We start from the raw sequence: 22,517 nt of genomic DNA on the forward strand, positions 1-22,517 counted from the left end.
GTGAGTAACCCGGTCTTTTTCACTGCCCCCGGCACCCTGGACGGGCTGGCCCCCGGGTCCGCCTTCGTCCTTGACGGACCCGAGGCCCGCCATGCGGTCACGGTAAGGCGTCTTGGTGTGGGGGAGGCCGTCGACATCGCCGACGGCGCCGGGAAGCGGCTGACCGGCACCGTGTCCGCCGTCGCGCCCGGCGAGCTGACGGTGGAATGCTCCGGGCTGTCCGAGGAGCCCCTGCCGGAGGTCCGGCTGGTCCTGGTCCAGGCCCTCGCGAAAGGCGACCGGGACGAGCTCGCCGCGGAGACAGCCACCGAACTGGGGATCGACGCCGTTGTGCCCTGGCAGGCCGAACGCTCGATTGTCCGCTGGAAGGCCGAACGTGCGGCCAAGGCCCACGCCAAGTGGCAGTCGGTCGTCACGGCGGCGGCCAAGCAGGCACGCCGTGCGTGGATCCCGGAAGTCCGCCCCGCCGTCGACGGCGCCGGCCTGCAGGCGGCAGTGGCCGCCGCGGACCTCGCCATCATCCTGCATGAGGACGCCGTCCGTCCGCTGCGGCAGGTGCTGGAGGCCTGGCACCACTCCGGGGCCCCGGCCGACGGCTCGGGCAGCGACGGCCCGGGTGGGGGGCGCGAGGTGCTGCTGATCGTCGGACCCGAGGGCGGCATCAGCCCGCGGGAAGTCACCAGGCTCTGCGACGCCGGCGCGGTGACAGCCCTGCTGGGGCACCATGTGCTGCGCTCATCCACGGCCGGTCCCGCCGCGACGGTCCTCGCCAGCGACATCCTGGGCCGCTGGTAGCCCGGGTTCAGCCCAAGACGCGATCGGCTGCTCCGTAACGGCCCTTCTGAGGGTTCAGAAGGGCCGCTACGGAGCAGCCGATGCCAAATCCGGCAGGGTTGCCCTATTTGACTGTGAACCCGCGGGTATCAACGTTCAGGTCCTCGGCCGGATTGCCATCCTCAAGCTGGGACACCCGGACCTCATAGCTGCCGGGGCCAAGGTTGACCGACAGGCTGAAGGCTCCCGATTGGCCTGCCTCGGCTGAGGCCGTGACCGTCCCGTTCAGGTACTTCGTCTCGACGCTGCCGTCGAGACGCAGAATCTCCCACCGGAGCTTGCCGCCCGCAGCGGTGCTGCGGCCGGAGATCTTGACCGCACCGTCCGCCATGGAGGTCCCTTCCTGGGGATCGATGATCCACACCGGGGCGACCATCCCTGCGCTGCGGGACGTCGGGGAACCAAGCCGGACGTGGTTGAAAGCGACGTAGTCGGTATGCCCGTCCACCAGCACCACCACCTGGATCTGCTGGCCGGCGTCGATCAGCCCCGCGCTGGCAGCGGCCGCCGTCGCGGTGTAGACGAGCTGCTGCACCGCCCGCTCGGCCATGGCCGGATCCACATTGCTGTTGAAAGCGTCCGCCGACATGTCCACGGTGATGACGTTTTTGCCGGAGATGGAGCTTGCCAGCTTCTTCGGGTTCTGCCAGGGAGTGAAGAAATCAGGATCGAGGGGCTTCTGGGACATCATGACCCGGAGCGCCCGCGTGACGGGGTTGTCCTGTTCCGGGACATCACGGAACTCGCGGTAAAGGAACGTGCTGTCATTGCTCCGGCCGATCCAGTACACCGGCGCCTTGTTGGACGCCTGGGACGTTTCCAGCGGTGCGCTGGTGGTCGGCGCGGATGCCTGGGCAGACAGGGCCTGGGCCGGCGAGCTGGAGTCCGTGATGCCGGGCTGGGGGGTGGCCACGCAGCCGGACAGGGCCAGCGCAGCAGGCAGCACCACCAGCAGCACGGCCCGGCGTGTCCGCCCGCCTGCTGCTGTCTGCCCCATCCCGCGTTGCCTGATGGCCGCCGCCTTCGCTACTCGGTTACTGATTGTCCTGCTGTCCGCTCACCGGCTGAAAAGACGTGGCGGAGGCCGATTTCCAGCATGGCACACGGGCCCGGCGCGAAACCGTGGATTCAGCCAGCGGCCAGGAACTGCAACGGGAACGATATCCGGCTGATACAAAGTTGATACCTAACGTTCCGATCCCCGCTTAGGCAGGACAGGCCAACCGCCGGCCGGCACGGTACACGAGGGCTTCGGCTGGGACAGAGTCCTCTTTGCCTACTCCTCGGGTGCGCCGGACCCAAGCCAGTCAGCTGCCATGGACTTCGGACGGCACGTCATCGCGCTCGTCCGGCAGGAAATCGCGCACCGGAAGGCCACCAGGCGTCCCGCTGGGTGCCGTGGATCCGGCGTCGTCCGACCGGCCCGGCGCGGGCACAACGCCGGATCCGAACGGGCGCCGGGTCCGCCGTGCTGGCGTAAGATGGACGTACCCGTTGCCCCGGCCGCGGACGGCGAGCACCGCCGTCGGGCCGGATCACGGCACAGACCATTTCCGAACTGGAGGGGACCAGAGGCCCGCGGGCCAACACCATGACTGAAGCAGCGAACGGCAAGGCCCGGATCAGCGCCGGAGAGCGCTCCGCAGGTGAATTCCCCCACTCCCTACCAGGGCTGCGGACGGAGGTAGTCCTGTTCGACAGTTCCGATCAGATGGTCCAGTCCCTCGGCAGTCACGACGAGGCCCTGCGCTTCATCGAGACCCAGTTCCCGGCCGTCGACTTCCACGTCCGCGGCAATGAGCTCGCCATCAGCGGACCTGCCGCCGACGTACCGCGGATCATGCGCCTGCTCAACGAGGTCCGGGGCCTCGTCGCCCGGGGCACCATCATCACTCCCGCTGTCCTGCAGCAGCTCGTGTCGATGCTCCGGACCCAGTCCCTGCAGAACCCGGTCGACGTGCTCACCCACAACATACTCTCGAGCCGCGGCAAGACGATCCGGCCAAAGACGCTGAACCAGAAGAACTACGTGGACGCGATTGACGCCAACACCGTGATCTTCGGCATCGGACCGGCCGGTACCGGCAAGACGTACCTGGCGATGGCCAAAGCCGTCCAGGCGCTGCAGCAGAAGGAAGTCACGCGGATCATCCTGACCCGTCCCGCCGTCGAGGCGGGCGAGCGGCTGGGGTTCCTGCCCGGCACGCTCAGCGACAAGATCGACCCCTACCTGCGCCCGCTGTACGACGCCCTGCACGAAATGATGGACCCCGAATCCATTCCGCGGCTGATTGCGGCCGGCACCATCGAGGTCGCCCCGCTCGCCTACATGCGCGGACGCACGCTCAACGATGCCTTCATCATCCTGGACGAGGCGCAGAACACGACTCCGGAGCAGATGAAGATGTTCCTCACCCGGTTGGGCTTCGGCTCCAAGATGGTGGTCACCGGTGACGTCACGCAGGTTGACCTGCCCTTTGGGACCCGGTCCGGTCTCCGGATCGTGGAGGACATCCTGCAGGGCATCGAGGACGTCAATTTCACCGTCCTGGACGCCTCCGACGTCGTCCGGCACCGCCTGGTGGGCGACATCGTCAACGCCTACAGCGTCTGGGACGAGATCCAGAGGAACCGGGTCAAGCATTCCGTGGCCCGCGACAAGCGGGGAGACCAAGCGTGAGCATCGAGGTCAACAACGAATCCGGCGTCACCGTTGATGAGGCGGAGCTGGTGCGCCTGTCCCGGTTCATTTTCGAGCGTCTCTTCATCCACCCGCAGGCCGAGCTGTCGATCCTGCTCGTGGACGAACCGGCCATGGAGAAGCTGCACATCGAACTGATGGACGAGCCCGGCTCCACTGACGTGCTCTCGGTCCCCATGGATGAGCTGACGCCAGGCACACCGGACAAGCCCACCCCCCAGGGCATGCTCGGCGACATCGCCATCTGCCCGCAGGTCGCCGAGGTCCAGGCGGTGAACGCCGGCCACTCCACCCAGGATGAAATGCTGTTGCTCACCACGCACGGCATCCTGCACCTGCTCGGCTTCGACCATGCCGAGCCGGAGGAGAAGGAAGAGATGTTCGGCCTCCAGCGCGAACTGCTCTCCGCCTTCACCGGCAAAGACGCCCCGTCAGAGACGATTCAGTGACGCCACTGATCCTTGCCGGCATGGCGCTGGTGTTTATTAGTTTTGCGGCGTTCCTGACCGCGGCTGAATCTGCCTTCAACTACCTTTCCCGGCATGAGGCCGAAGCTGCGATCCTGCAGAGCCGCGGCAACGCGCTGAAGCGCATCATGGCGCAGCCAATTGCGCATATGCGGGCCCTGCGCTTCTGGCGCATCTGGTTTGACATGGCTTCAGCGGTCGCCGTCACCGTGTTGCTGAACAGCCTGCTCGACAACGTCTGGCTCGCGGGGCTGATCGCGACCGGCGTCATGGCGGTCCTGGGCTTTGTGATCGTGGGCGTGTCCCCGCGGCAGATCGGCCGGATGCACTCCGCCGGCCTGGTCCGCTTCAGCGCCCCGCCGATCCGCTGGCTGTGCTGGGCGCTCGGACCAATCCCCGGCTGGCTCGTCACCGTGGGCAGCGCCGTCGCCCCCGGTACCCCCGCGGATACCCAGGCCTTCTTCAGCGAAGAGGAATTCCGGGAGCTGGTGGACCGCGCCACGGAGTCGGACGTGATTGAGGACAACGAGGCCGAGCTGATCCAGTCGGTGTTCGATTTCGGCGATACCCTGGTCCGCTCGGTGATGGTGCCCCGCACCGACATCCTCAGCATCGATTCCGGGTCCAGCCTGCACCGGGCCATGTCGCTGTTCCTGCGCTCGGGTTATTCACGGATCCCCGTCATCGGCGAGAACACGGACCAGGTCCTGGGCATCGTCTACCTGAAGGACGTGGCCGCGGTCATCCACAACCTTGGCCCCGGCGAGGTTCCCCCGGTCGTTGACGAACTGGCCCGCGAGGTGCGCTACGTGCCTGACTCCAAACCGGTGAGTGAACTGCTGCGCGAACTGCAGAAGGAATCGACGCACGTCGCGATCGTGATCGACGAATACGGCGGCACCGCCGGGCTCGTCACGCTGGAGGACCTCATCGAGGAAATCGTCGGAGAAATCGTCGACGAGTACGACACTGAGAGCGCGGAGGCGGTGGAACTCGGCGACGGGACCTACCGGGTCAGCGCGCGGATGAGCATCGATGACCTTGGCGAACTCTTCGACCTGGAGCTCGACGACGACGAAGTGGACACCGTTGGCGGCCTGCTCGCCAAGGCCCTCGGGCGGGTGCCGATCGTCGGCAGCACGGTCGAGGTCCACGGGCTGTCCCTCCGGGCCGACCGGCTCGAAGGCCGGCGGAACCGGGTCAGCCACATCATTGCGTCCGCCGTACCAAAACAAGAAACTGACCTTGAAGACCTTCTCGACGAGGCCGCACCAATCCAACAGGGAGTCTCACGTGAGCAAGCAGAATAAGTCCGACGACGAAGCCGCACACGGCGGCTACCGGGCCGGGTTTGCCGTGCTGGTCGGGCGGCCCAATACAGGCAAGTCCACCCTCACCAACGCCCTGGTCGGCCAGAAGGTGGCCATTACCTCGGCCAAGCCGCAGACCACGCGGCACACCATCCGCGGCATCGTGCACCGGGAGGACGGGCAGCTGATCCTCGTGGACACACCGGGCCTGCACCGCCCGCGCACCCTGCTGGGGAAGCGGCTGAACGAACTCGTCGCCGACACCCTCGCCGAGGTCGACGCGATCGGCTTCTGCCTGCCGGCCAACGAGAAGATCGGCCCCGGTGACAAGTTCATCGCCGCCCAGCTCGCGGCCATCGGCAACAAGCCGGTCATCGCGATCGTGACGAAGTCCGACACCGTGGACCGCCAGGCCCTCACCGAACAGCTGCTCGCCGTCGACGCTCTGGGCCGCGAGGTCCTCGGCGAGGACGGCTGGAAGGATATTGTCCCGGTTTCCGCCGCCGACGGCTTCCAGGTCAAGACCATTGCCGACGTGCTGATCGGCCTTATGCCGCTGTCGCCGCCGCTGTACCCGGACGGACACCTGACGGACGAACCGGAAGCCGTGATGATCGCCGAACTCATCCGGGAAGCTGCCCTCGAAGGCGTGCGCGACGAACTGCCGCACTCCCTCGCGGTTGTTGTCGATGAGATCGTCCCGCGGGAAGGGCGGCCTGAAGACAAGCCGTTCCTCGACGTCCGGGTCAATCTGTACGTGGAACGCCCCTCGCAGAAAGCCATCATCATCGGCAAGGGCGGCGCCCGGCTCCGCGAAGTCGGCACCAACGCGCGAAAGGGGATCGAGGCGCTGCTCGGCGCGCGCATCTACCTGGACCTGCACGTGAAGGTCGCCAAGGACTGGCAGCGTGACCCGAAGCAGCTCGTGAAGCTCGGTTTCTAGGCGCATTCCGGCGCTGTACCGGCCTCTGCCGCGGCCTCCGCCACGGCCTGCGCCGCTCCCATGGAGCCCGCAATCGGGTAATTCCCAGATTCGGACTCTAAAATGGTCGGACCCCGTTCGTGAAAGAAGGCTCAACCGTGTCTCGACCCCGTGAAGACCGCGCAGGCGGAGCCGGCTTCCCGGCTCGGCCCGGTCATGCTGCCCGGCACACGGACGACCCCTCGCTCGGACCGGCACGGCACCTTGGCTCAGCCCGCGGCATGCCCGGTTGGCTGAAGATCGGGACCGCCGTCGTCTCCATCCTTCTGGTCGGGGTCATTGCCTTCGGCGCCTACTGGGCCATCCGCCTGCAGGGCAATATCACCAAGGCATCGCTGGGGGCCGGAAGCGAGAAGACCGAGGGCGCGGTGGACGACTCGCGGGACCGGATGCAGATCCTGGTCCTTGGCTCGGACACCCGTGACGGGAAGAATTCGCAATACGGCGGGGCCGGCGACTCCACCGGCTACGGGCACTCCGACGTCATGATGCTGCTGGACATCTCTGCTGACAACAAGCGTGTCAACGTCATCAGCTTCCCCCGGGACCTGCTCGTTGATATTCCGAAGTGCACCGACCAGGAAACCAAGCGGGAATTCCCGGCCCAGAAGAACGTCATGATCAACGCGGCCATGTCCGAGGCCGGCATCGGCTGTGCCGTGGACACCGTGAACAAGCTCACGGGCCTGGAAATCGACCACTTCATGATGGCGGACTTCAATTCGGTCAAGGAACTGTCCAACACTGTCGGCGGCGTCGACGTCTGCATCAGCGACGCCGTCTACGATCCCGACTCGGGGCTGCGGCTTCCCAAAGGCACCTCCAAGGTCCAGGGCGAGCAGGCCCTGGCGTTCCTGCGTGCCCGCCATGCCTTCGCCGACGGCGGCGACCTCGGCCGGATCAAGGGCCAGCAGGGGTTCCTGTCCGCGCTGGTCCGCAAGATCAAGGACGACGGCACCCTCAGCAACCCCGCGAAGACGCTTCAGATCGCGGATGTCGTCACCAAGAACCTCACGATCGATGAGGGCATGGCCTCGGTCCCGACGCTGCTGACGGTCGCCAACCGGCTGAAGAACATCGACGTGGGCAAGGTGGCGTTCGTTGCCGTGCCCACCGCGCCCGCTGTCAGCGACGTGAACCGCCTGCAGCTCGCCGAACCCGCGGCGTCGCAGCTCTTCGCCGCGATGCGCAAGGACATCGACCTGACGGACCCGACCGCGACGCCGAGCCCGTCCGCTTCCCCGGATGCCGGTGCCAGCGCCAGCGCGGAGCCGGCACCCAGCCAGAGCGCCGCTGCCTACGACAAGGCAGTCCAGCCCGTCACGGTGGCAAACGGTTCCGGTGTTCCGGCACGGACCCAGGAGATCATCAAGGTCCTCACCACCGGAGGCTTCACCCAGCTCGGCCAGCTGGCCGCCCGGCCCGTAGCGGCCACTGCGGTCTACTACGGTGCGGGTTACGGGGATGTGGCCGCTGACGTTGCCACGCTGCTGGGGATCCCGGCGGCCCAGGTGCTGCCGGCCGCCGGCGTCAACGGCGTCCAGGTTTACCTGGGCAGCGACCTCGTGGGCGGCACCGCGAGCGGGGACGGCCCCGTGGAACTGCCTTCGGACATTGTCAACCAGACCGCCGGCGACGTCGTCTGCCAGCAGGCCAACCCGGCACTGATCACGCGCTGACGACGCCGCGCCAGCAGGGCGCTGCGGCAAAGAGGAGGGCCGGCCGCAGGAGTTTCCTGCGGCCGGCCCTCTCTTGTGTCCGGGCTGAAGTTGGGGAAGGCGCCGCCTACCAGATGCTGACGCGCCCGGCCGGGGGCATCCACATGCCGTCCTGCTCGGCCGTGCCAAAAGCCTCGTGGAAGGCGTCAAGGTTCTTGGCGATCTGGTTGGTGCGGAATTCGTTGGGCGAGTGCGGATCCGTGGCGAGCCGCCGGATCGCTTCCTCGTTCCGCATGACCTGGCGCCAGCCGGCAGCCCAGGACGCAAAGAAGCGCTGCACACCGGTCAGGCCGTCCAGGACCGGCGGCTCCTGGCCGTCGAGGCTGATCAGGTAGGCCTTGTACGCAATCGTCAGGCCGCCGAGGTCACCGATGTTTTCACCCAGGGTCAGTTTGCCGTTGACGGTGTGCCCCGGCGCTGCCGTGGGGGAGAGGGCGTCGAACTGGGCCACCAGCCTGGAGGTCAGCGACTCAAAGGCCGTGCGGTCGTCCTCGGTCCACCAGTTCCGGAGCAGGCCGCTGCCGTCGTACTGGGAGCCCTGGTCATCGAAGCCGTGGCCAATTTCGTGGCCGATGACGGCGCCAATGCCGCCGTAGTTGACGGCGTCGTCAGCGTCGGCGGTGAAGAACGGCGGCTGCAGGATGGCGGCCGGAAACACAATCTCGTTGAGCAGCGGGTGGTAGTACGCGTTCACCGTCTGCGGCGTCATGAGCCACTTCTCCCGGTCCACGGGCTTGCCCACCTCATCAAGGTGCCGGTCGACGTCGGCGCTGTGCGCCCGCTCCACATTGCCCAGCAGATCCGCGGGGTCGATCTCCACCGCGGAGTAGTCGATCCACTTGTCCGGGTAGCCAATCTTGGCGCGGAAGGAATCGAGCTTCTTCAGCGCCTCGTGTTTGGTTTCCTCGCCCATCCAGGCAAGGCCGGCGATGGATTCGCGGTAAGCCTCGATCAGGTTCGCCACCAGCGACTCCATCCGGGCCTTGTGGGTTTCCGGGAAGTGCCGGGCAACGTAGATCTGGCCGACCGCCTCGCCGAGCGCGGCCTCGACGACGGCGACCCCCCGCTTCCACCGGTCCTTGTTGCGCGGCGTTCCGCTGAGCGTGGTGCCGTAGAAGGCGAAATTCGCATCAACCAACGCGGCGGAGAGATAGGGCGCGGCCGCGCTGATGACGCGCAGTGCGAGCCATTCCTGCCAGGCGGACAGTGGCTCCGAGTCCAGCAGCGATGCTGCCCCGGCAAAGAAATCCGGGGTGCTCACGACGAGTTCGGCGCGTTTCTCCGGCGCGATCGCGGCGGCGTCGAACCAGGCCGTCAGGAGCGGGAAGAGTTCCGTCGCCTCATCGGCTGACTTGAGGTTGTAGGTCTTCTGCGGATCACGCAGCGTGACTTTGTCCCAGTGGTGCAAGGCGAGTGCCGTCTCCAGCGCCACGACCCGGCCGGCCGCGTCTTCCGGGTCGGCGACGCCGGCCAGGCCGAAGACGGTCTTGATATGGTCCGAGTAGGCCTGCACCACCGGCGCGAACTTCTCCTCGCGGTAGTACGACTCATCGGGCAGGCCCAGCCCGCCCTGGCCGGTGTACAGCAGGATCCGGTCCGGGTTTCCGGCGTCGGGGGCGGGATAGATGTAGAAGAGGCCACCCACGTCCGCACGGAACAAGCGCCCGGCCAGCGCCACGAGCCCGGCGACCGACTCTGTGGAGAAGACCTCGTCGAGCCGCTGCCTGATCGGGTCCAGGCCCCTGGCTTCCACCGCGGCCTCGTCCAGAAAGCTGTTGTAGAGGTCCCCGATCTTCTGCTCGATCCCGGTGGACTCCGTGCCGCGGCCGGCCGCGTCCTCGATGATTTCCTTCACCGCGAGCTCCGAGCCGTCCCGCAGCGCAGTGAACGTCCCCTCCAGGGGCCGGTCATCCGGGATATCGGTGCTCTTGAGCCAGGTGCCGTTGACATGCTGGTACAGGTCATCCTGCGGCCGGACAGAGAAGTCGATGTTGGACAGGGCGATCCCCGAAAGTGGCACGGATGCTCCTTTGAGAGGCAGCCCGGCGCCGCCTTGTTACGGGATACCGGTCTGCATGGTGGACGTTACGAAGGTGTGGCTCCTTCATCTTACGCACCCGTGTTAGTGTGAAATGGTGCGCGCAGAACTGCTTCTTCTTAGCTGCCGCGGCGAGGCCTCAGACGCGATCTAGCGCAAGGCCCACCCTCGCTGCGGAGTTTGTGTTGCCCGGCCACCCTTTCACCAGGAATCACAGAAAAGGCCCCGATTGTAATGCGAAACGCACAGAAATCCTCAGGAATGCCCGTCCACCGCTACGTCCCGTTCCAGGACCTGATCACGGTTGAACTGCCGGACCGCACCTGGCCGGACAAGGTCATCACCAAGGCCCCGCGCTGGTGCGCCGTGGACCTGCGTGACGGCAACCAGGCCCTGATCGACCCGATGAGCCCGGCCCGCAAGCTGAAGATGTTCCAGCTGCTGGTCCGGATGGGCTACAAGGAAATCGAAGTCGGGTTCCCCTCCGCGTCGCAGACGGACTTCGACTTCGTCCGGCAGCTGATCGAGGGCAACCACATCCCGGACGACGTCACCATCCAGGTCCTCACCCAGGCCCGCGAACACCTGATCGAGCGGACCTACGAGTCCCTCGTCGGCGCCAAGCAGGCGATCGTGCACCTGTACAACTCGACGTCGGTCCTGCAGCGCCGGGTGGTTTTCAACCAGGACGAAGACGGCATCCTGGACATCGCGCTCCAGGGCGCGCGGCTGTGCAAGAAGTACGAGGAGACCCTGCAGGACACCCACATCACCTACGAGTACTCACCGGAATCCTTCACGGGGACCGAACTGGCGTACGCCGTCCGGGTCTGCAACGCCATCGCCGACGTCTTCGAGGCCTCCGCCGACAGCCAGGTCATCATCAACCTGCCGGCCACGGTGGAAATGGCCACCCCCAACGTGTACGCCGATTCCATCGAGTGGATGAGCCGCAACCTGCACCCGCGGGAGGGCATCATCTTGTCCCTGCACCCGCACAACGACCGCGGCACCGGTGTCGCGGCCGCCGAACTGGGCTACCTGGCCGGCGCCGACCGGATCGAAGGCTGCCTGTTCGGCAACGGCGAGCGGACCGGCAACGTGGATCTGGTGACCCTGGGCCTGAACATGTTCGTCCAGGGCATCGACCCGATGATCGATTTCTCCGACATCGACGAGGTCCGCCGCACCGTGGAGTACTGCAACCAGCTGCCCGTGGCCGAGCGTGCACCGTACGGCGGAGACCTCGTCTTCACCGCTTTCTCCGGCTCGCACCAGGACGCGATCAAGAAGGGCCTGGAAGCGCTCGAGAAGGATGCCGCCGCCGCCGGCAAGGACGTCGCGGACTATCCGTGGCAGGTCCCGTACCTGCCGGTCGACCCGAAGGACCTCGGCCGCAGCTACGAGGCCGTCATCCGGGTCAACTCCCAGTCGGGCAAGGGCGGCGTCGCCTACCTGCTGAAGAACGAACACAACCTGGACCTGCCGCGGCGTGCCCAGATCGAGTTCTCCGGCGTCATCCAGAAGCAGACGGACACGATGGGCGGCGAAGTCAGCGGCGCCCAGCTCTGGCAGGTCTTCCAGGATGAGTACCTGCCCTCCGGTTCGGCTGACGCGCAGTGGGGACGCTACGCCCTCGGCCCGTTCAGCACCGAGACGGACGAGGACGGTTCCATGACGCTGCACGCCGCGCTCAAGGTGGACGGCGCGGCGGTCCACCGCACCGGCACCGGCAACGGTCCGATCGCTGCCCTCCTGAGCATCCTGCGCGAAGACGGCGTCGACGTCCGGGTCCTGGACTACAGCGAACACGCCCTGTCCGAGGGCGGCAGCGCCCTCGCCGCAGCCTACGTCGAGTGCGCCGTGGGGGAGCGTGTGCTGTGGGGCGTCGGGATCGACGCCAACACGTCCACATCCTCGCTCAAGGCCGTCATCTCGGCCGTGAACCGGGCCATCCGGGACGCGCGCGCCTGACCGGCGGGTCACTGCGCCGCCGCCGGATCCGCCGGCGGCGCAGTGCTGCTTTCCCCAATGGCAGCGTTTCCGTCCAAGACAGTGCGAAGATTAACCGTGGCCCAACCATCCTCCTTTGCCTCCCGCGCCTACCGTGATGACGGCGTCGTCCTGCGTACCCACAAGCTGGGCGAGGCGGACCGCATCATCACCATCCTGACCAAGCACCACGGCCAGGTCCGCGCGGTGGCCAAAGGCGTCCGGCGCACCAGCAGCCGCTTCGGCGCACGTCTGGAACCCTTTATGGTCGCGGACCTGCAGCTGATTTCCGGCCGGAGCCTCGACATCGTCACGCAGGCTGTCGCCAAGGGGGCCTACGGCGGCAACATCGCCGCGGACTACGGCCGCTACACCGTCGCAGCCGCCATGACCGAGACGGCCGAGAAGCTCACCGACGTCGACGGCGAAGCGGGCACCGCCCAGTACAACCTCCTCGTCGGCGCCCTGGCATCGCTGAGCCGCGGGGACCACACCCCGGAACTCATCCTCGATTCCTACCTGCTGCGGGCCCTCTCCACCGGCGGCTGGGCACCGAGCTTCACCGACTGCGCGCGCTGCGGGGCCCGTGGCCCGCACAATGCGTTTTCGGCCCCGCTTGGCGGCATGGTGTGCGCCGACTGCCGTCCGCCGGGGTCCCCCGCGCCCGCCGCGGAAACGGTCCAGCTGCTCGGCGCCCTGCTGACCGGGGACTGGACGACCGCGGACGCGTCCGTCCGCGTGCACCGCCGCGAGGCAGCGGGCCTGGTGGCCAGCTACCTGCAGTGGCACCTGGAACGTGTCCTGAAATCCCTCAAACATGTGGAGCGAACGTAACTGTGGCGTTGGGTAGGAATGTGGCGTTGGGCAAAAAGAAGAGTCCGGACCGGCAGCGGAGCACCCCGGTGGTGAGCCCGTACCCGCACCCCTCCGGGGCCGTCCCCCCGGCCATCCCCGCGGAGTTCATCCCGCGGCACGTCGCCATTGTCATGGACGGCAACGGCCGTTGGGCCAACCAGCGCGGCCTGCCGCGGATCGAAGGCCACAAAGCGGGGGAGCCGGCCCTGCTGGATGTAGTGGCCGGAGCCATCGAACTCGGCATCGAGCACGTCAGTGTCTATGCCTTCTCCACCGAGAACTGGCGCCGCTCGCCCGAGGAGGTGCGCTTCCTGATGGGTTTTAACAAGGACGTGCTACGTCGCCAGCGCAACCAGCTGGACGAATGGGGTGTCCGGATTCGCTGGTCCGGCCGGCGTCCCAGGCTGTGGGGCTCGGTGATCCGCGAACTGGAAGAGGCCGAGGACTTCACCCGTGGCAACAGCACGTGCACCCTGAACATGTGTGTTAACTACGGCGGGCGCGCCGAAATCGCGGATGCGGTGTCCGCCATCGCGGAAGAGGTGGCGGCCGGGCGGCTCAAGCCGGGCGCCATCACCGAGAAGACGATCCAGAAATATCTGGACGAGCCGGACCTGCCCGACGTCGACCTGTTCCTGCGCAGCTCCGGCGAGCAGCGGCTCTCCAACTTCATGCTCTGGCAGTCGGCCTACGCGGAGTTCGTCTTTATGGACACCCTGTGGCCCGACGTGGACCGGCGCACCTTGTGGGACGCCGTCGAAATCTATGCCCAGCGGGATCGCCGCTACGGCGGCGCGGTGGACGCGGCGGCACCTGGCGGGCCCGCCTGACCCCGGGCCCGCCAGCCCCAGCCGGCCCGGGTGCAGGGGCGGTCAGCCCGGGTACAGGCTTAGCCAGAGCACCAAATCGTCGTAGGCTTCCCGCCGCACAGCGCGGCGTGAGAGGAAGATGTCGTGGATCGCCCCCGGGTAGCGGAAGACCGCCGCCCGGCGGCCCAGCCCGAGCGCCCGGCGCGCCGTTTCCTCCACATCGATCACGGCGTCGACGTCCATGAGTTCCTCTGACCATTCGGGCTGGATCCGGGTGCGGCCCGACAGCATCACCAGCACCGGCGACTTGATGTCGAGCCGCCGCGCCACGGCCGCGTGGCCGGCCATGACTGCCTTCGTCCAGCCCGGCCTGACGGGGAACGCCTCCCTCGGCCGCCACGCGGGATCCACGACCCATTCGCCGTGCGCCGTGCCGCTGACGCTGTCCCAGTAGCCGGGCATGCTGGGCAGCAGCAGCGGCCGGCGCGGGTCCGTGCGCGCCAGCGGTTCCACCAAATGCATCGCGATGTTCCGGATCAGGCTGCTGCCCTGCAGTTCCAGCCAGGGCGCATTAAGGATCAGGGTGCCCAGCTGGCCCGGATTCCGGTCCGCCCAGAGCGCCGCAACGAGGCCGCCGAGGGAATGCGCGAGCACGTGCACCGTCGGATCTCCCGGGCGGCCGGTGCGTCCGGCGATGTCGGTGCCGATCGCTGCCAGCGCCGCCGCAATGTCCTCGTCATAGACGGCCAGGTCGGCCGTGTAGCCGGGGGTCTGCCATTCCCGCAGGCTGCGTCCGAATTTCCGCAGGTCCAGGGCGTAGAAGTGGAATCCGCTGGCAACAAGGTGATCGGCGAGTTCGGCCTGCAGGAAATAGTCAGCCCAGCCGTGGAGGTAGAGGACCACCTTCTCCGCCGCCCGGATGCCCGGGACATCCGGGCCGCGGACCGCTGTTGCGGCCGCACCTCCGCCCGGGCCGGCATGCCGCACCAGGGTCGCGACAACGGGTCCCTCGTCGTCTGAAGACAGGGGCAGGTCCAGGCTCTGAAAGCGGCGGCCCAGCACATCGTCACGCCATAGCGGCCGCACCACGGGAACGCTCATGCGCTGCCGCCGTCGTCGAGCACATACGCGCGGAGCCAGCGGGCCAGCCGGGCATAGGCGTCGGCCCGGACGCGCGGGGCCGACAGGAACACATCATGCAGGGCCCCGTCGATCCGTTCCAGCGTGACGGTGCGGCCCAGGCTGAGAGCGCGCAGGGCGATGGTGTTGACATCCAGGACTGCGTCCGTGCGCCGCATCGATTCCTTCCAGAACATCCCGTTGGCGCTGGCCCCGGAGATCAGGACGAGGATGGGGACGTCGATGTTCAGTCCCCGCGCCACCCGCGACTGGCCGGTGAGAACGGCGCTCAGCCAGCCCGCGCGGACGGGGAACGCCCGGGGCGGGCGGTAGTTGTCATCCAGCGTCCATTCGCCCTCTGCCGCGCTGCTGATGCTGCGCCAGTAAAAGGAGCGCTCCGGCAGGCGGATGACGGCCTCGGGCCAGAACCGCGCGAGCGGCTCCACCATGGTCCGGGCGGCACGGCGCAGGGCAGGGCTGCCGTGCATTTCCAGCCACGGGCTGTCCAGGATCAGCTGCGAGACCACCCCCGGATGCCGGCTGGCCCACAGCGCGGCAATCAGCCCTCCGGTGGAGTGCCCCATCAGCGCCACGGATGGAGCTGTTTCCGCGGCAGGGTGCAGGGAGGCGATGATGCCGATCGCTGCGGTGATCTCGGCGTCGTAATCGTCCAGGTCCGCAACATAGCCGCCGTGCGCCCCCGCATGCAGGCTCCGCCCGTGGTTGTGCATGTCCAGGGCGAAGAACGCGAAGCCCTGGCCGGCCCAGAATTCGGCGAGTTCCTCGTTGAAGAAGTAGTCGCTCCAGCCATGCAGGAACAGCACGGCCCGGACCGGGTGCCCGCCGGGACCACCCGCTCCGGGCATGTGCCGTACCAGCGTGGCGGTCCGTTCCACACCGTCAGGGCCGGACGCCGGGAAGGCGCAGGCCTCGAAATCGTCGCCGAGGATATCGGGTACCCACTCCACGGCAGGCACCTAGACCGCCGACGCCGCGGCGCGGCCGGCCGAGCGCCCGGAAAACAGGCAGCCGCCGAGGAACGTTCCCTCGAGCGCGCGGTAACCGTGGATGCCGCCGCCGCCAAACCCGGCAGCTTCCCCGGCGGCGAAGAGCCCGGGGACCGGCTGCCCGGCGCCGTCCAGGACCCGGGACTGCAGGTCGGTGTGGAGTCCGCCCAGGCTTTTCCGCGTGAGCACCGAGAGCCGCACGGCCAGCAGCGGCCCGTGCCTGGGGTCCAGCAACCGGTGCGGCGGCGCCACCCGCATGATCCTGTCGGTGGCGAATCGTCGGGCGGCGCGGATGGCGGCGAGCTGCGGGTCTTTGCCCAGGCCGCTGTCGAACTGCCGGTCCCGGGACCGGATCAGCCGGTCCAGCCCGGCGGGGTCAATCAACGGCTGGCCGGTGAGTGCGTTCATGGCGGCGGCGAGTCCGGCGGGCGTGCCGGCCTGCAGGAAGTCGACCCCGCGGTCCAGGACGCGCTGCAAGGGCCCGTCGCTGCCGGGCCGCAGCCGGGAGGCCAGCAGCCTGACGTCCTTGCCGGTGAGGTCGGGATTTTGTTCCGACCCGGAGAGGGCGAACTCCTTGAGGGCGGTTGCCCTGTTGAGCACGAACCAGGAGTGTTCGTGGCCTGTGCCGAGGATATGGCGCAGCGCCCCCAGCGAATCGAACCCCGGGAACAGGGGAGCGGGGAGCATGCTTCCGGTGGCGTCCAGCCACAGGGCCGACGGGCCCGGCAGGATCCGGATTCCGTGCTGTGGCCACACCGGCGAATGGTTGTGGATGCCCTCGGGGTAATGCCACATCCGGTCCCCGTTGATGAGGCGGCCACCGGCGCGGGCAGCGGCAGCCAGGAATCCGCCGTCAACGGACGCCGGCACGCCGCTGAGCATCGTCCGCGGCACCGGACCGCCCGGCCACTGCCGGCGGACGGTGTCGTGGTTGCCGCCGATTCCGCCGGTGGTCACCACCACGGCGGCGCCGGACGCTTCAAAGTTTCCGACGGCGACGCGCGAGGAGGCTTCGCCGCGGGCGGCGCCGCTGGGCTCCAGGATTTCGCCCTGCACCCCCGTGACGCGTCCCGCCGCCGTCACCACGCTGGCAGCGCGGTGGCGGAAATGGAACGAGACCCGGCCAGCCGCCTCGCCCTCGCGCAGCTTCGCCAGGAACGGTGCCACCAGCGCAGGACCGGTGCCCCAGGCGACGTGGAAGCGGGGGACGGTGTTGCCGTGGCCGTCAGGTCCGTAGCCGCCGCGTTCGGCCCACTGCACGAGGGGGAACAGCCGTACTCCCAGCGAAGCGAGCCAGGCTCGTTTTTCGCCCGCCGCGAAGTCCACGTAGGCGGCCGCCCAGTCCCGGGCGAGGGCGTCCTCGGGCCGGTCGAAGGCGGCTGAGGCCATCCAGTCGGCCAGGGCCAGTCCGGCGCTGTCCTTCACGCCCAGCCGGCGCTGTTCGGGGGAGTTGACCAGGAAGAGGCCGCCGAAGGACCAGTGCGCCTGGCCGCCCACGGAGGCTTCGGGTTCCTGGTCGAGCACGGCAACCCGGCGGCCTGCTGCATAGGCCTGTGCCGCAGCGACGAGCCCGGCCAGGCCCGCCCCCACCACAACCACGTCAGCGTCGATCACTGATCCGGCAGCCCGGCTGTGTGCCGTGCCTGGGGCTCCATAGTCGCTGCTCATGGCTTCATGCTAGCGCCCGGCGGCCCGCGGGTTTGGTCTGGACCGCCGGAACGGGAAAACTAGAGCCATGCGCGTATATCCGACTTTCTTCCGGCTGGCCTTTTCATGGATGGACGCCGAACGCGCCCACACAATCGGCTTCCGGGCCATCCGGCTCGTCCATTCCTGCGGTGCCGGGCGGGTGCTGCAGAAGTTCACGGCCCCGGCGGCGTCCCTCCAGACCCGGGCACTCGGCCTGACCTTCCCCTCGCCGTTCGGCCTGGCGGCAGGCTTCGACAAGGAGGGCCACGGGATCGAGGCCCTGGCCGAGCTTGGCTTCGGCCATGTGGAGGTTGGCACCATCACCGGGCAGTCCCAGCCCGGAAACCCGGCCCCGCGGCTCTTCCGCCTGGTCGAGGACCGGGCCGTGATCAACCGGATGGGCTTCAACAACGATGGAGCCGCAGCCGTGGCGCCCCGCCTGAAGTCCGCCCGGGCCGCCCTGCAGCGCCGCCACCCGGGCGTCCGCCCGGTGATCGGGGTCAACATCGGCAAGAGCAAGGTGGTGGAACTGGAGGATGCGGTGGCCGACTACCTCGTCAGCGCCCGCAGCCTGGCTCCCGCGGCCGACTACCTCGTGGTCAACGTCAGCTCCCCGAACACCCCGGGACTGCGGCTGCTGCAGGATGTTCAGACGCTCCGCCCCCTCCTGACGGCAGTGGGGGAGGCCGCGGACCAGGCGTCCGGGCGCCACGTTCCGCTGCTGGTCAAGATCGCCCCGGACCTCAGCGATGAAGACATCGACGACGTCGCGCGCCTGGCGCTGGACCTGAACCTCGACGGAATCATCGCCACCAACACCACCATCGCCCGCACCGGCCTCTCAACGAGTCCGGACCAGGTTGCCGCCTGCGGCGCCGGCGGCCTGTCCGGGGCGCCGCTGAAGCAGCGGTCGCTGGAGGTGCTGGCCCGGCTGAAGGCGGCAACCGGCGGAAAGCTGGCCCTTGTCTCGGTGGGCGGCGTCGAAACCGCGCAGGACGTGCAGCAGCGGCTCGACGCCGGCGCCACCCTCGTGCAGGGATACACGGCGTTCCTCTATGAAGGTCCGTTCTGGGCCGCCCGCATCAACCGGCAGCTGGCCAGGCACCCGTCCCGGCGCTAGGCCACGCGTCCCCGCACGGGCATGTCCCGGGGAACGACGGAGCCCCCGGCAGTCCAACTGCCGGGGGCTCCTTGGTGGGGGGAATCAGGCGGGGTAGTCGCCGCGCTTGACGAGGGGCTTGGGAAGGCGCAGGCGGCGGAACTGCAGCGAGCGCATGGAGCCGTACCAGACGGTACCGCGCTCCACGTCGCCAAACTTCTCCGCCAGGCGCTTCCTGAGCTTCCGGGACAGGATGAAGACGTCGACGAAGACGGCCAGGAACATCACCCAGAACGCGCCCAGGACGTAGATCATCTGTTCGCTGGAGGCCGGGACCAGGAGGGAGACGACCACGAAGATGAGCGCGCCGAACATCAGGTACTCGCCAAGGCTGAAGCGGGCGTCCACATAGTCACGGGCGAAACGCTTCTGCGGGCCCTTGTCCCGCAGCGGCAGGAACTTCTCGTCGCCGGTGTCCATGGCCTGCCGCATCTTGAGCCGCTGCTCCTGGACCGCGGCGCGCTCCGCGGCCTTGGAGGCCTTGCGGTCCTCCGGCACGAGCGGCCGCTTGCGGGCAGCCACCTGCGCGCTGCGCTTGGGCGTGGGCGCGCCCTTGCCGAGGGCGGTATCCCGGGCGGCTGCCCCGGCCGCCTGCTGGTCAACTAGGTCCTGCGCCGATGGCGCTTCTTTTTTACGTCCAAACACCCCTACAGAATACCCCGGGGCGGCGTGCGCGGGACCCGGCCCAGACGGAGCGGGGCCCGTCGTGGCACTGTTTGAAGTGATCAGCGGCACGGGTAGTGTTCTGGCCATGACTTCATCACCCGCGGGGAACCCGCAAACCGCTCACGGCCGTGTCGGAAACGTCGATACTGAGGCCCTCCGCCAGGCCGTCACCGACTCGTTCGACACCACGATCGCCCAGTTGACCGAGCTCGTCGCCATTCCGGGCATCGCCTGGCCCAGTTTCGACCCCGCCCCGTTGGACGCCAGCGCCGACGCCGTCGCCGCACTGGTACGTGCCAGCGGCTTCGACGAGGTCCGGATTCTGCGCTGCGACAAGGAAGACGGGACGCCCGGCGGCCCCGCCGTGGTCGCGCGCCGGCCCGCCGCCGCGGGCAAACCGACGATCCTCCTGTACGCGCACCACGATGTCCAGCCCACCGGCGACCTGGCGCTGTGGGAAACGGAGCCCTTCACCGCCGTCGAGCGCGACGGGCGTCTCTACGGACGCGGCGCGGCCGACGACAAGGCCGGCATCCTGGCGCACATCGCCGCCTACTCCGCTGTGACCCGCGTGCTGGGCGACGATCTTGGCCTTGGCGTGACCTTCTTCTTCGAGGGCGAGGAAGAGGCCGGGTCCCCGACGTTCCGGACCTTCCTGGAAACCCACCAGGAGCTGCTGCGCGCAGACGTGATCGTCGTGGCCGACTCGAGCAACTGGAAGGTCGGCATCCCCGCGCTCACCACAAGCCTCCGCGGCCTGGTTGACGGCACCATTGAGGTCAAGGTCCTTGACCACGCCGTCCATTCCGGCATGTTCGGCGGCCCGGTGCTGGACGCGCCGACCCTGCTGTCCCGGCTCATCGCCACACTGCACGACGACGACGGCAACGTCGCGATTGCCGGCCTCGCCAGCCGGGACGACGTCGCCGTCGACCTCTCCGAAGCGGAGTACCGGGCCGATGCCTCGGTGCTCGACGGCGTCCGGCTCGCCGGCACCGGCACCATCGCCTCCCGGATGTGGACCAAACCGGCGCTGTCGATCATTGGCTTCGACGCCCCCGCCGTGGACGTCGCCTCCAACACCCTCCTGCCCCGCGCCCGGGCCAAGTTCAGCCTGCGGCTCGCGCCCGGACAGGACCCGGCCGAGGCGATGGACGCCGTCCGCAGGCATGTGGAGGCCAACGCGCCGTTCGGCGCCCACGTGGTCTTCACGCCGGGGGAGAGCGGCAACGCCTTCCTCACGGACACCTCTTCCAAGGCTGCCAGCGTCGCGATGTGGGCGCTCGGCGAGGCATGGGGCGTGCCGGCCGTGGAGACCGGCATCGGCGGCTCGATTCCCTTCATCGCCGACCTGACCGAGCTGTACCCGGACGTGCAGATCCTGGTCACCGGCGTCGAGGATCCCGATTCCCGGGCGCACAGCGCGAACGAATCCCTGCACCTTGCCGACTTCCGGAACGCCATCGTTGCGGAGGCACTGATGCTGGCCCGGTTGAATGACGAAGGACTGGCCTGAGCGGAGGGTCCTTGTCCTCCGTAGCGCCGGGTCCCCAGGGAACATCCAGCCTGCCGGGACGGTTACGTCAGGAGTTAGAGCTACAGGGCTGATCGACGTAGCATGTAGCTATAGCCCGTACCGTCCAAGTAGGGGCGGGCGCCGCGGGAGCGGCGCCGCCACCACTGTCGATAAGAAGGTAGGCCATGAGCACTACAACCAATGAAAACAGCGCCGACACCACCGCCGCGGGGGGCGGGGAACTGGCCACGCACGAGGTCAAGCTGACCGACGTCGCCGCCGGCAAGGTCCGCAGCCTGCTCGAGCAGGAAGGCCGCACCGATCTGCGCCTCCGCGTGGCCGTGCAGCCCGGTGGTTGCTCTGGCCTGATCTACCAGCTGTACTTCGACGAGCGGCTCCTCGACGGCGACGCCGTCCGCGACTACGACGGCGTTGAAGTTGTTGTCGACAAAATGTCCGTCCCGTACCTCAGCGGTGCCAGCATCGACTTCGAGGACACCATCTCCAAGCAGGGCTTTACGATCGACAACCCCAACGCCGGCGGCTCCTGCGCGTGCGGTGATTCCTTCCACTAAGGCCGGGCAATCTGCCCGGCCTTAGTGCCGCAGAATCCATAACGAGCGGGCCCGTCAAGAAGGTCCCGACGCACGGCGCGGACATGTGGGCGAAACCTCGCGGGGAGCGGTAAGCTCTACACCGAGTAGTAAAACTTTTCGTGTGCCTTGACCGCCATTTTGCGGCCCGGGCAACAGCAACAAGTAGGAAGGGCCGTCTGTGAGTTCGCAGAACCGAACCGGCAGCCGACGCAAACAGATCACTACGATCACTGGCTTGGCACTCGCCGGCGCGTTGGCTTTGACTGGATGTTCACCAGAGGTACAGAAAGGGTGGCTGCCCACTGAGCGTGGCACCACCAACCACACTGACCGCATCATGGACCTCTGGGTCAACTCATGGATTGCCGCTCTGGTCGTGGGTGTCATTACCTGGGGCCTCATGATCTGGTGCCTCGTCGCTTACCGGCGCCGCAAAGGCACCGTCGGGTTCCCCCGGCAGAACAGCTTCAACCTGCCCCTCGAGGTCTTCTACCTGACGATCCCGCTGTTCATGGTCCTGGTGTTCTTCTACTTCACCGACCGTGACCAGCAGGCGATCGACAACCGCGCTGTGCCCGCCGACGTCGTCGTTGACGTCCGCGGCAAGCAGTGGGCATGGGACTTCAACTACAAAAAGGGCGACGTCATCCGCGAGGATGTCCACGAAGCCGGAGTCCAGGCCCACCTCACCGGCGAGGCCGTGGACAAGGAAAAGCTGCCCACCCTGTACCTTCCGGTCAACAAGTCGGTTGACGTGGAGCTCAACGCCCGCGACGTCATCCACTCCTTCTGGGTCCCCGCCTTCCTCCAGAAGCGCGACATGATCCCCGGAAAAACCAACTACATCAGGTTCACCCCCACCAAAGAGGGAACCTACGACGGCAAGTGCGCCGAACTCTGTGGCGAGTACCACTCCGAAATGCTGTTCCGCGTGAAGGTCGTTTCCGACGCCGAGTTCCTGGCGCACCTGGAGCAGCTGCGCCAGGACGGCAACACGGGACTCCTCGGCGAAGAGTACGACCGCAACCCGGCCCCGGCCGAAACCAAGTAAGGGGAGCG

General features: G+C 67.9%; 19 protein-coding genes. 13 read left to right on the forward strand and 6 right to left on the reverse strand.

Translation table 11 applies throughout. The features are described 5' to 3' along the window. Positions 1-795 (forward strand): 16S rRNA (uracil(1498)-N(3))-methyltransferase, encoded by a 795-nt coding sequence (locus tag GXK59_RS07830; RefSeq protein ID WP_160665747.1) that lies wholly within the window; start codon positions 1-3, stop codon positions 793-795. A gap of 103 nt (positions 796-898) precedes the next feature. Here GXK59_RS07830 and GXK59_RS07835 read toward each other — a convergent pair whose 3' ends face one another. Beyond that, positions 899-1,831: a GerMN domain-containing protein gene (locus GXK59_RS07835; RefSeq protein ID WP_160665749.1), complete on the reverse strand. Its 933-nt coding sequence runs from the start codon at positions 1,829-1,831 to the stop codon at positions 899-901. A 594-nt stretch (positions 1,832-2,425) separates the two neighbouring features. On the opposite strand from GXK59_RS07835, the gene GXK59_RS07840 reads away from it, so the two are divergent. The 5 genes from GXK59_RS07840 (at position 2,426) to GXK59_RS07860 (ending at position 7,973) form a co-directional block, all read left to right on the forward strand. Continuing rightward, positions 2,426-3,514, forward strand: a complete 1,089-nt coding sequence (locus GXK59_RS07840; RefSeq protein WP_160665751.1) for a PhoH family protein — start codon at positions 2,426-2,428, stop codon at positions 3,512-3,514. Continuing rightward, a complete protein-coding gene (ybeY, locus tag GXK59_RS07845; protein ID WP_160665753.1) occupies positions 3,511-3,984 on the forward strand; it encodes an rRNA maturation RNase YbeY in 474 nt (157 codons plus the stop codon). The genes GXK59_RS07840 and ybeY overlap by 4 nt, the downstream gene beginning before the upstream one ends. Then, positions 3,981-5,312 carry a hemolysin family protein gene (locus tag GXK59_RS07850; protein WP_160665755.1) on the forward strand — a complete coding sequence of 444 codons (1,332 nt, stop codon included), beginning with the start codon at positions 3,981-3,983 and terminating at the stop codon, positions 5,310-5,312. The genes ybeY and GXK59_RS07850 overlap by 4 nt, the downstream gene beginning before the upstream one ends. Continuing rightward, the gene (gene era, locus GXK59_RS07855) at positions 5,296-6,255 is read left to right on the forward strand and encodes a GTPase Era (protein WP_160665757.1); all 960 of its coding nucleotides are present in this window, start codon (positions 5,296-5,298) and stop codon (positions 6,253-6,255) included. The genes GXK59_RS07850 and era overlap by 17 nt, the downstream gene beginning before the upstream one ends. Positions 6,256-6,392: 137 nt before the next feature. After that, on the forward strand, positions 6,393-7,973 hold the full coding sequence (locus tag GXK59_RS07860) for an LCP family protein (RefSeq protein WP_443094271.1): 1,581 nt from the start codon (positions 6,393-6,395) through the stop codon (positions 7,971-7,973). Between the two features lie 106 nt (positions 7,974-8,079). Here the strand turns inward: GXK59_RS07860 and GXK59_RS07865 are convergent, their stop codons facing one another. Beyond that, positions 8,080-10,032 (reverse strand): M13 family metallopeptidase, encoded by a 1,953-nt coding sequence (locus GXK59_RS07865; RefSeq protein ID WP_160665759.1) that lies wholly within the window; start codon positions 10,030-10,032, stop codon positions 8,080-8,082. 252 nt (positions 10,033-10,284) lie between these two features. Between GXK59_RS07865 and leuA the strand changes: the two genes are divergently transcribed. From leuA to GXK59_RS07880, 3 genes are read left to right on the forward strand one after another with little or no spacing between them, the layout of a single operon-like run. Next, entirely contained in the window at positions 10,285-12,024 is a 1,740-nt protein-coding gene (gene leuA / locus GXK59_RS07870) for a 2-isopropylmalate synthase (protein ID WP_160665761.1), read from the forward strand. A 57-nt stretch (positions 12,025-12,081) separates the two neighbouring features. After that, positions 12,082-12,876: a DNA repair protein RecO gene (recO, locus tag GXK59_RS07875; protein ID WP_443094272.1), complete on the forward strand. Its 795-nt coding sequence runs from the start codon at positions 12,082-12,084 to the stop codon at positions 12,874-12,876. Between the two features lie 20 nt (positions 12,877-12,896). Beyond that, positions 12,897-13,727, forward strand: coding sequence for an isoprenyl transferase (locus tag GXK59_RS07880; protein WP_160665765.1), 831 nt, complete (start codon positions 12,897-12,899; stop codon positions 13,725-13,727). A gap of 42 nt (positions 13,728-13,769) precedes the next feature. On the opposite strand, the gene GXK59_RS07885 is transcribed toward GXK59_RS07880, so the two are convergent. Genes GXK59_RS07885 through GXK59_RS07895 form a run of 3 tightly spaced genes read right to left on the reverse strand, consistent with a single transcriptional unit; the run spans position 13,770 to position 17,500 of the window. Continuing rightward, on the reverse strand, positions 13,770-14,807 hold the full coding sequence (locus tag GXK59_RS07885) for an alpha/beta hydrolase (protein ID WP_160665767.1): 1,038 nt from the start codon (positions 14,805-14,807) through the stop codon (positions 13,770-13,772). After that, entirely contained in the window at positions 14,804-15,793 is a 990-nt protein-coding gene (locus GXK59_RS07890; protein WP_160665769.1) for an alpha/beta hydrolase, read from the reverse strand. The genes GXK59_RS07885 and GXK59_RS07890 overlap by 4 nt, the downstream gene beginning before the upstream one ends. Before the next feature lie 9 nt (positions 15,794-15,802). Next, positions 15,803-17,500 (reverse strand): FAD-binding dehydrogenase, encoded by a 1,698-nt coding sequence (locus GXK59_RS07895; RefSeq protein ID WP_160665771.1) that lies wholly within the window; start codon positions 17,498-17,500, stop codon positions 15,803-15,805. Between the two features lie 67 nt (positions 17,501-17,567). Here GXK59_RS07895 and GXK59_RS07900 point away from each other — a divergent pair, with 67 nt between their 5' ends. Beyond that, entirely contained in the window at positions 17,568-18,641 is a 1,074-nt protein-coding gene (locus GXK59_RS07900; protein ID WP_160665773.1) for a quinone-dependent dihydroorotate dehydrogenase, read from the forward strand. Positions 18,642-18,725: 84 nt separating this feature from the next. On the opposite strand, the gene GXK59_RS07905 is transcribed toward GXK59_RS07900, so the two are convergent. Continuing rightward, positions 18,726-19,325 (reverse strand): DUF3043 domain-containing protein, encoded by a 600-nt coding sequence (locus tag GXK59_RS07905; protein ID WP_160665774.1) that lies wholly within the window; start codon positions 19,323-19,325, stop codon positions 18,726-18,728. Positions 19,326-19,431: 106 nt separating this feature from the next. Between GXK59_RS07905 and GXK59_RS07910 the strand changes: the two genes are divergently transcribed. The 3 genes from GXK59_RS07910 to ctaC all read left to right on the forward strand — a co-directional run bounded on the left by GXK59_RS07910 (position 19,432) and on the right by ctaC (position 22,509). After that, entirely contained in the window at positions 19,432-20,862 is a 1,431-nt protein-coding gene (locus GXK59_RS07910; RefSeq protein WP_160665776.1) for a dipeptidase, read from the forward strand. Positions 20,863-21,047: 185 nt separating this feature from the next. Then, positions 21,048-21,437, forward strand: coding sequence for a HesB/IscA family protein (locus tag GXK59_RS07915; RefSeq protein WP_160665778.1), 390 nt, complete (start codon positions 21,048-21,050; stop codon positions 21,435-21,437). A 199-nt stretch (positions 21,438-21,636) separates the two neighbouring features. After that, on the forward strand, positions 21,637-22,509 hold the full coding sequence (gene ctaC / locus GXK59_RS07920; protein WP_160665780.1) for an aa3-type cytochrome oxidase subunit II: 873 nt from the start codon (positions 21,637-21,639) through the stop codon (positions 22,507-22,509). Positions 22,510-22,517 lie beyond the last annotated feature (8 nt).

Source organism: Pseudarthrobacter sp. ATCC 49987, from assembly GCF_009928425.1.
Lineage (GTDB): Bacteria > Actinomycetota > Actinomycetes > Actinomycetales > Micrococcaceae > Arthrobacter.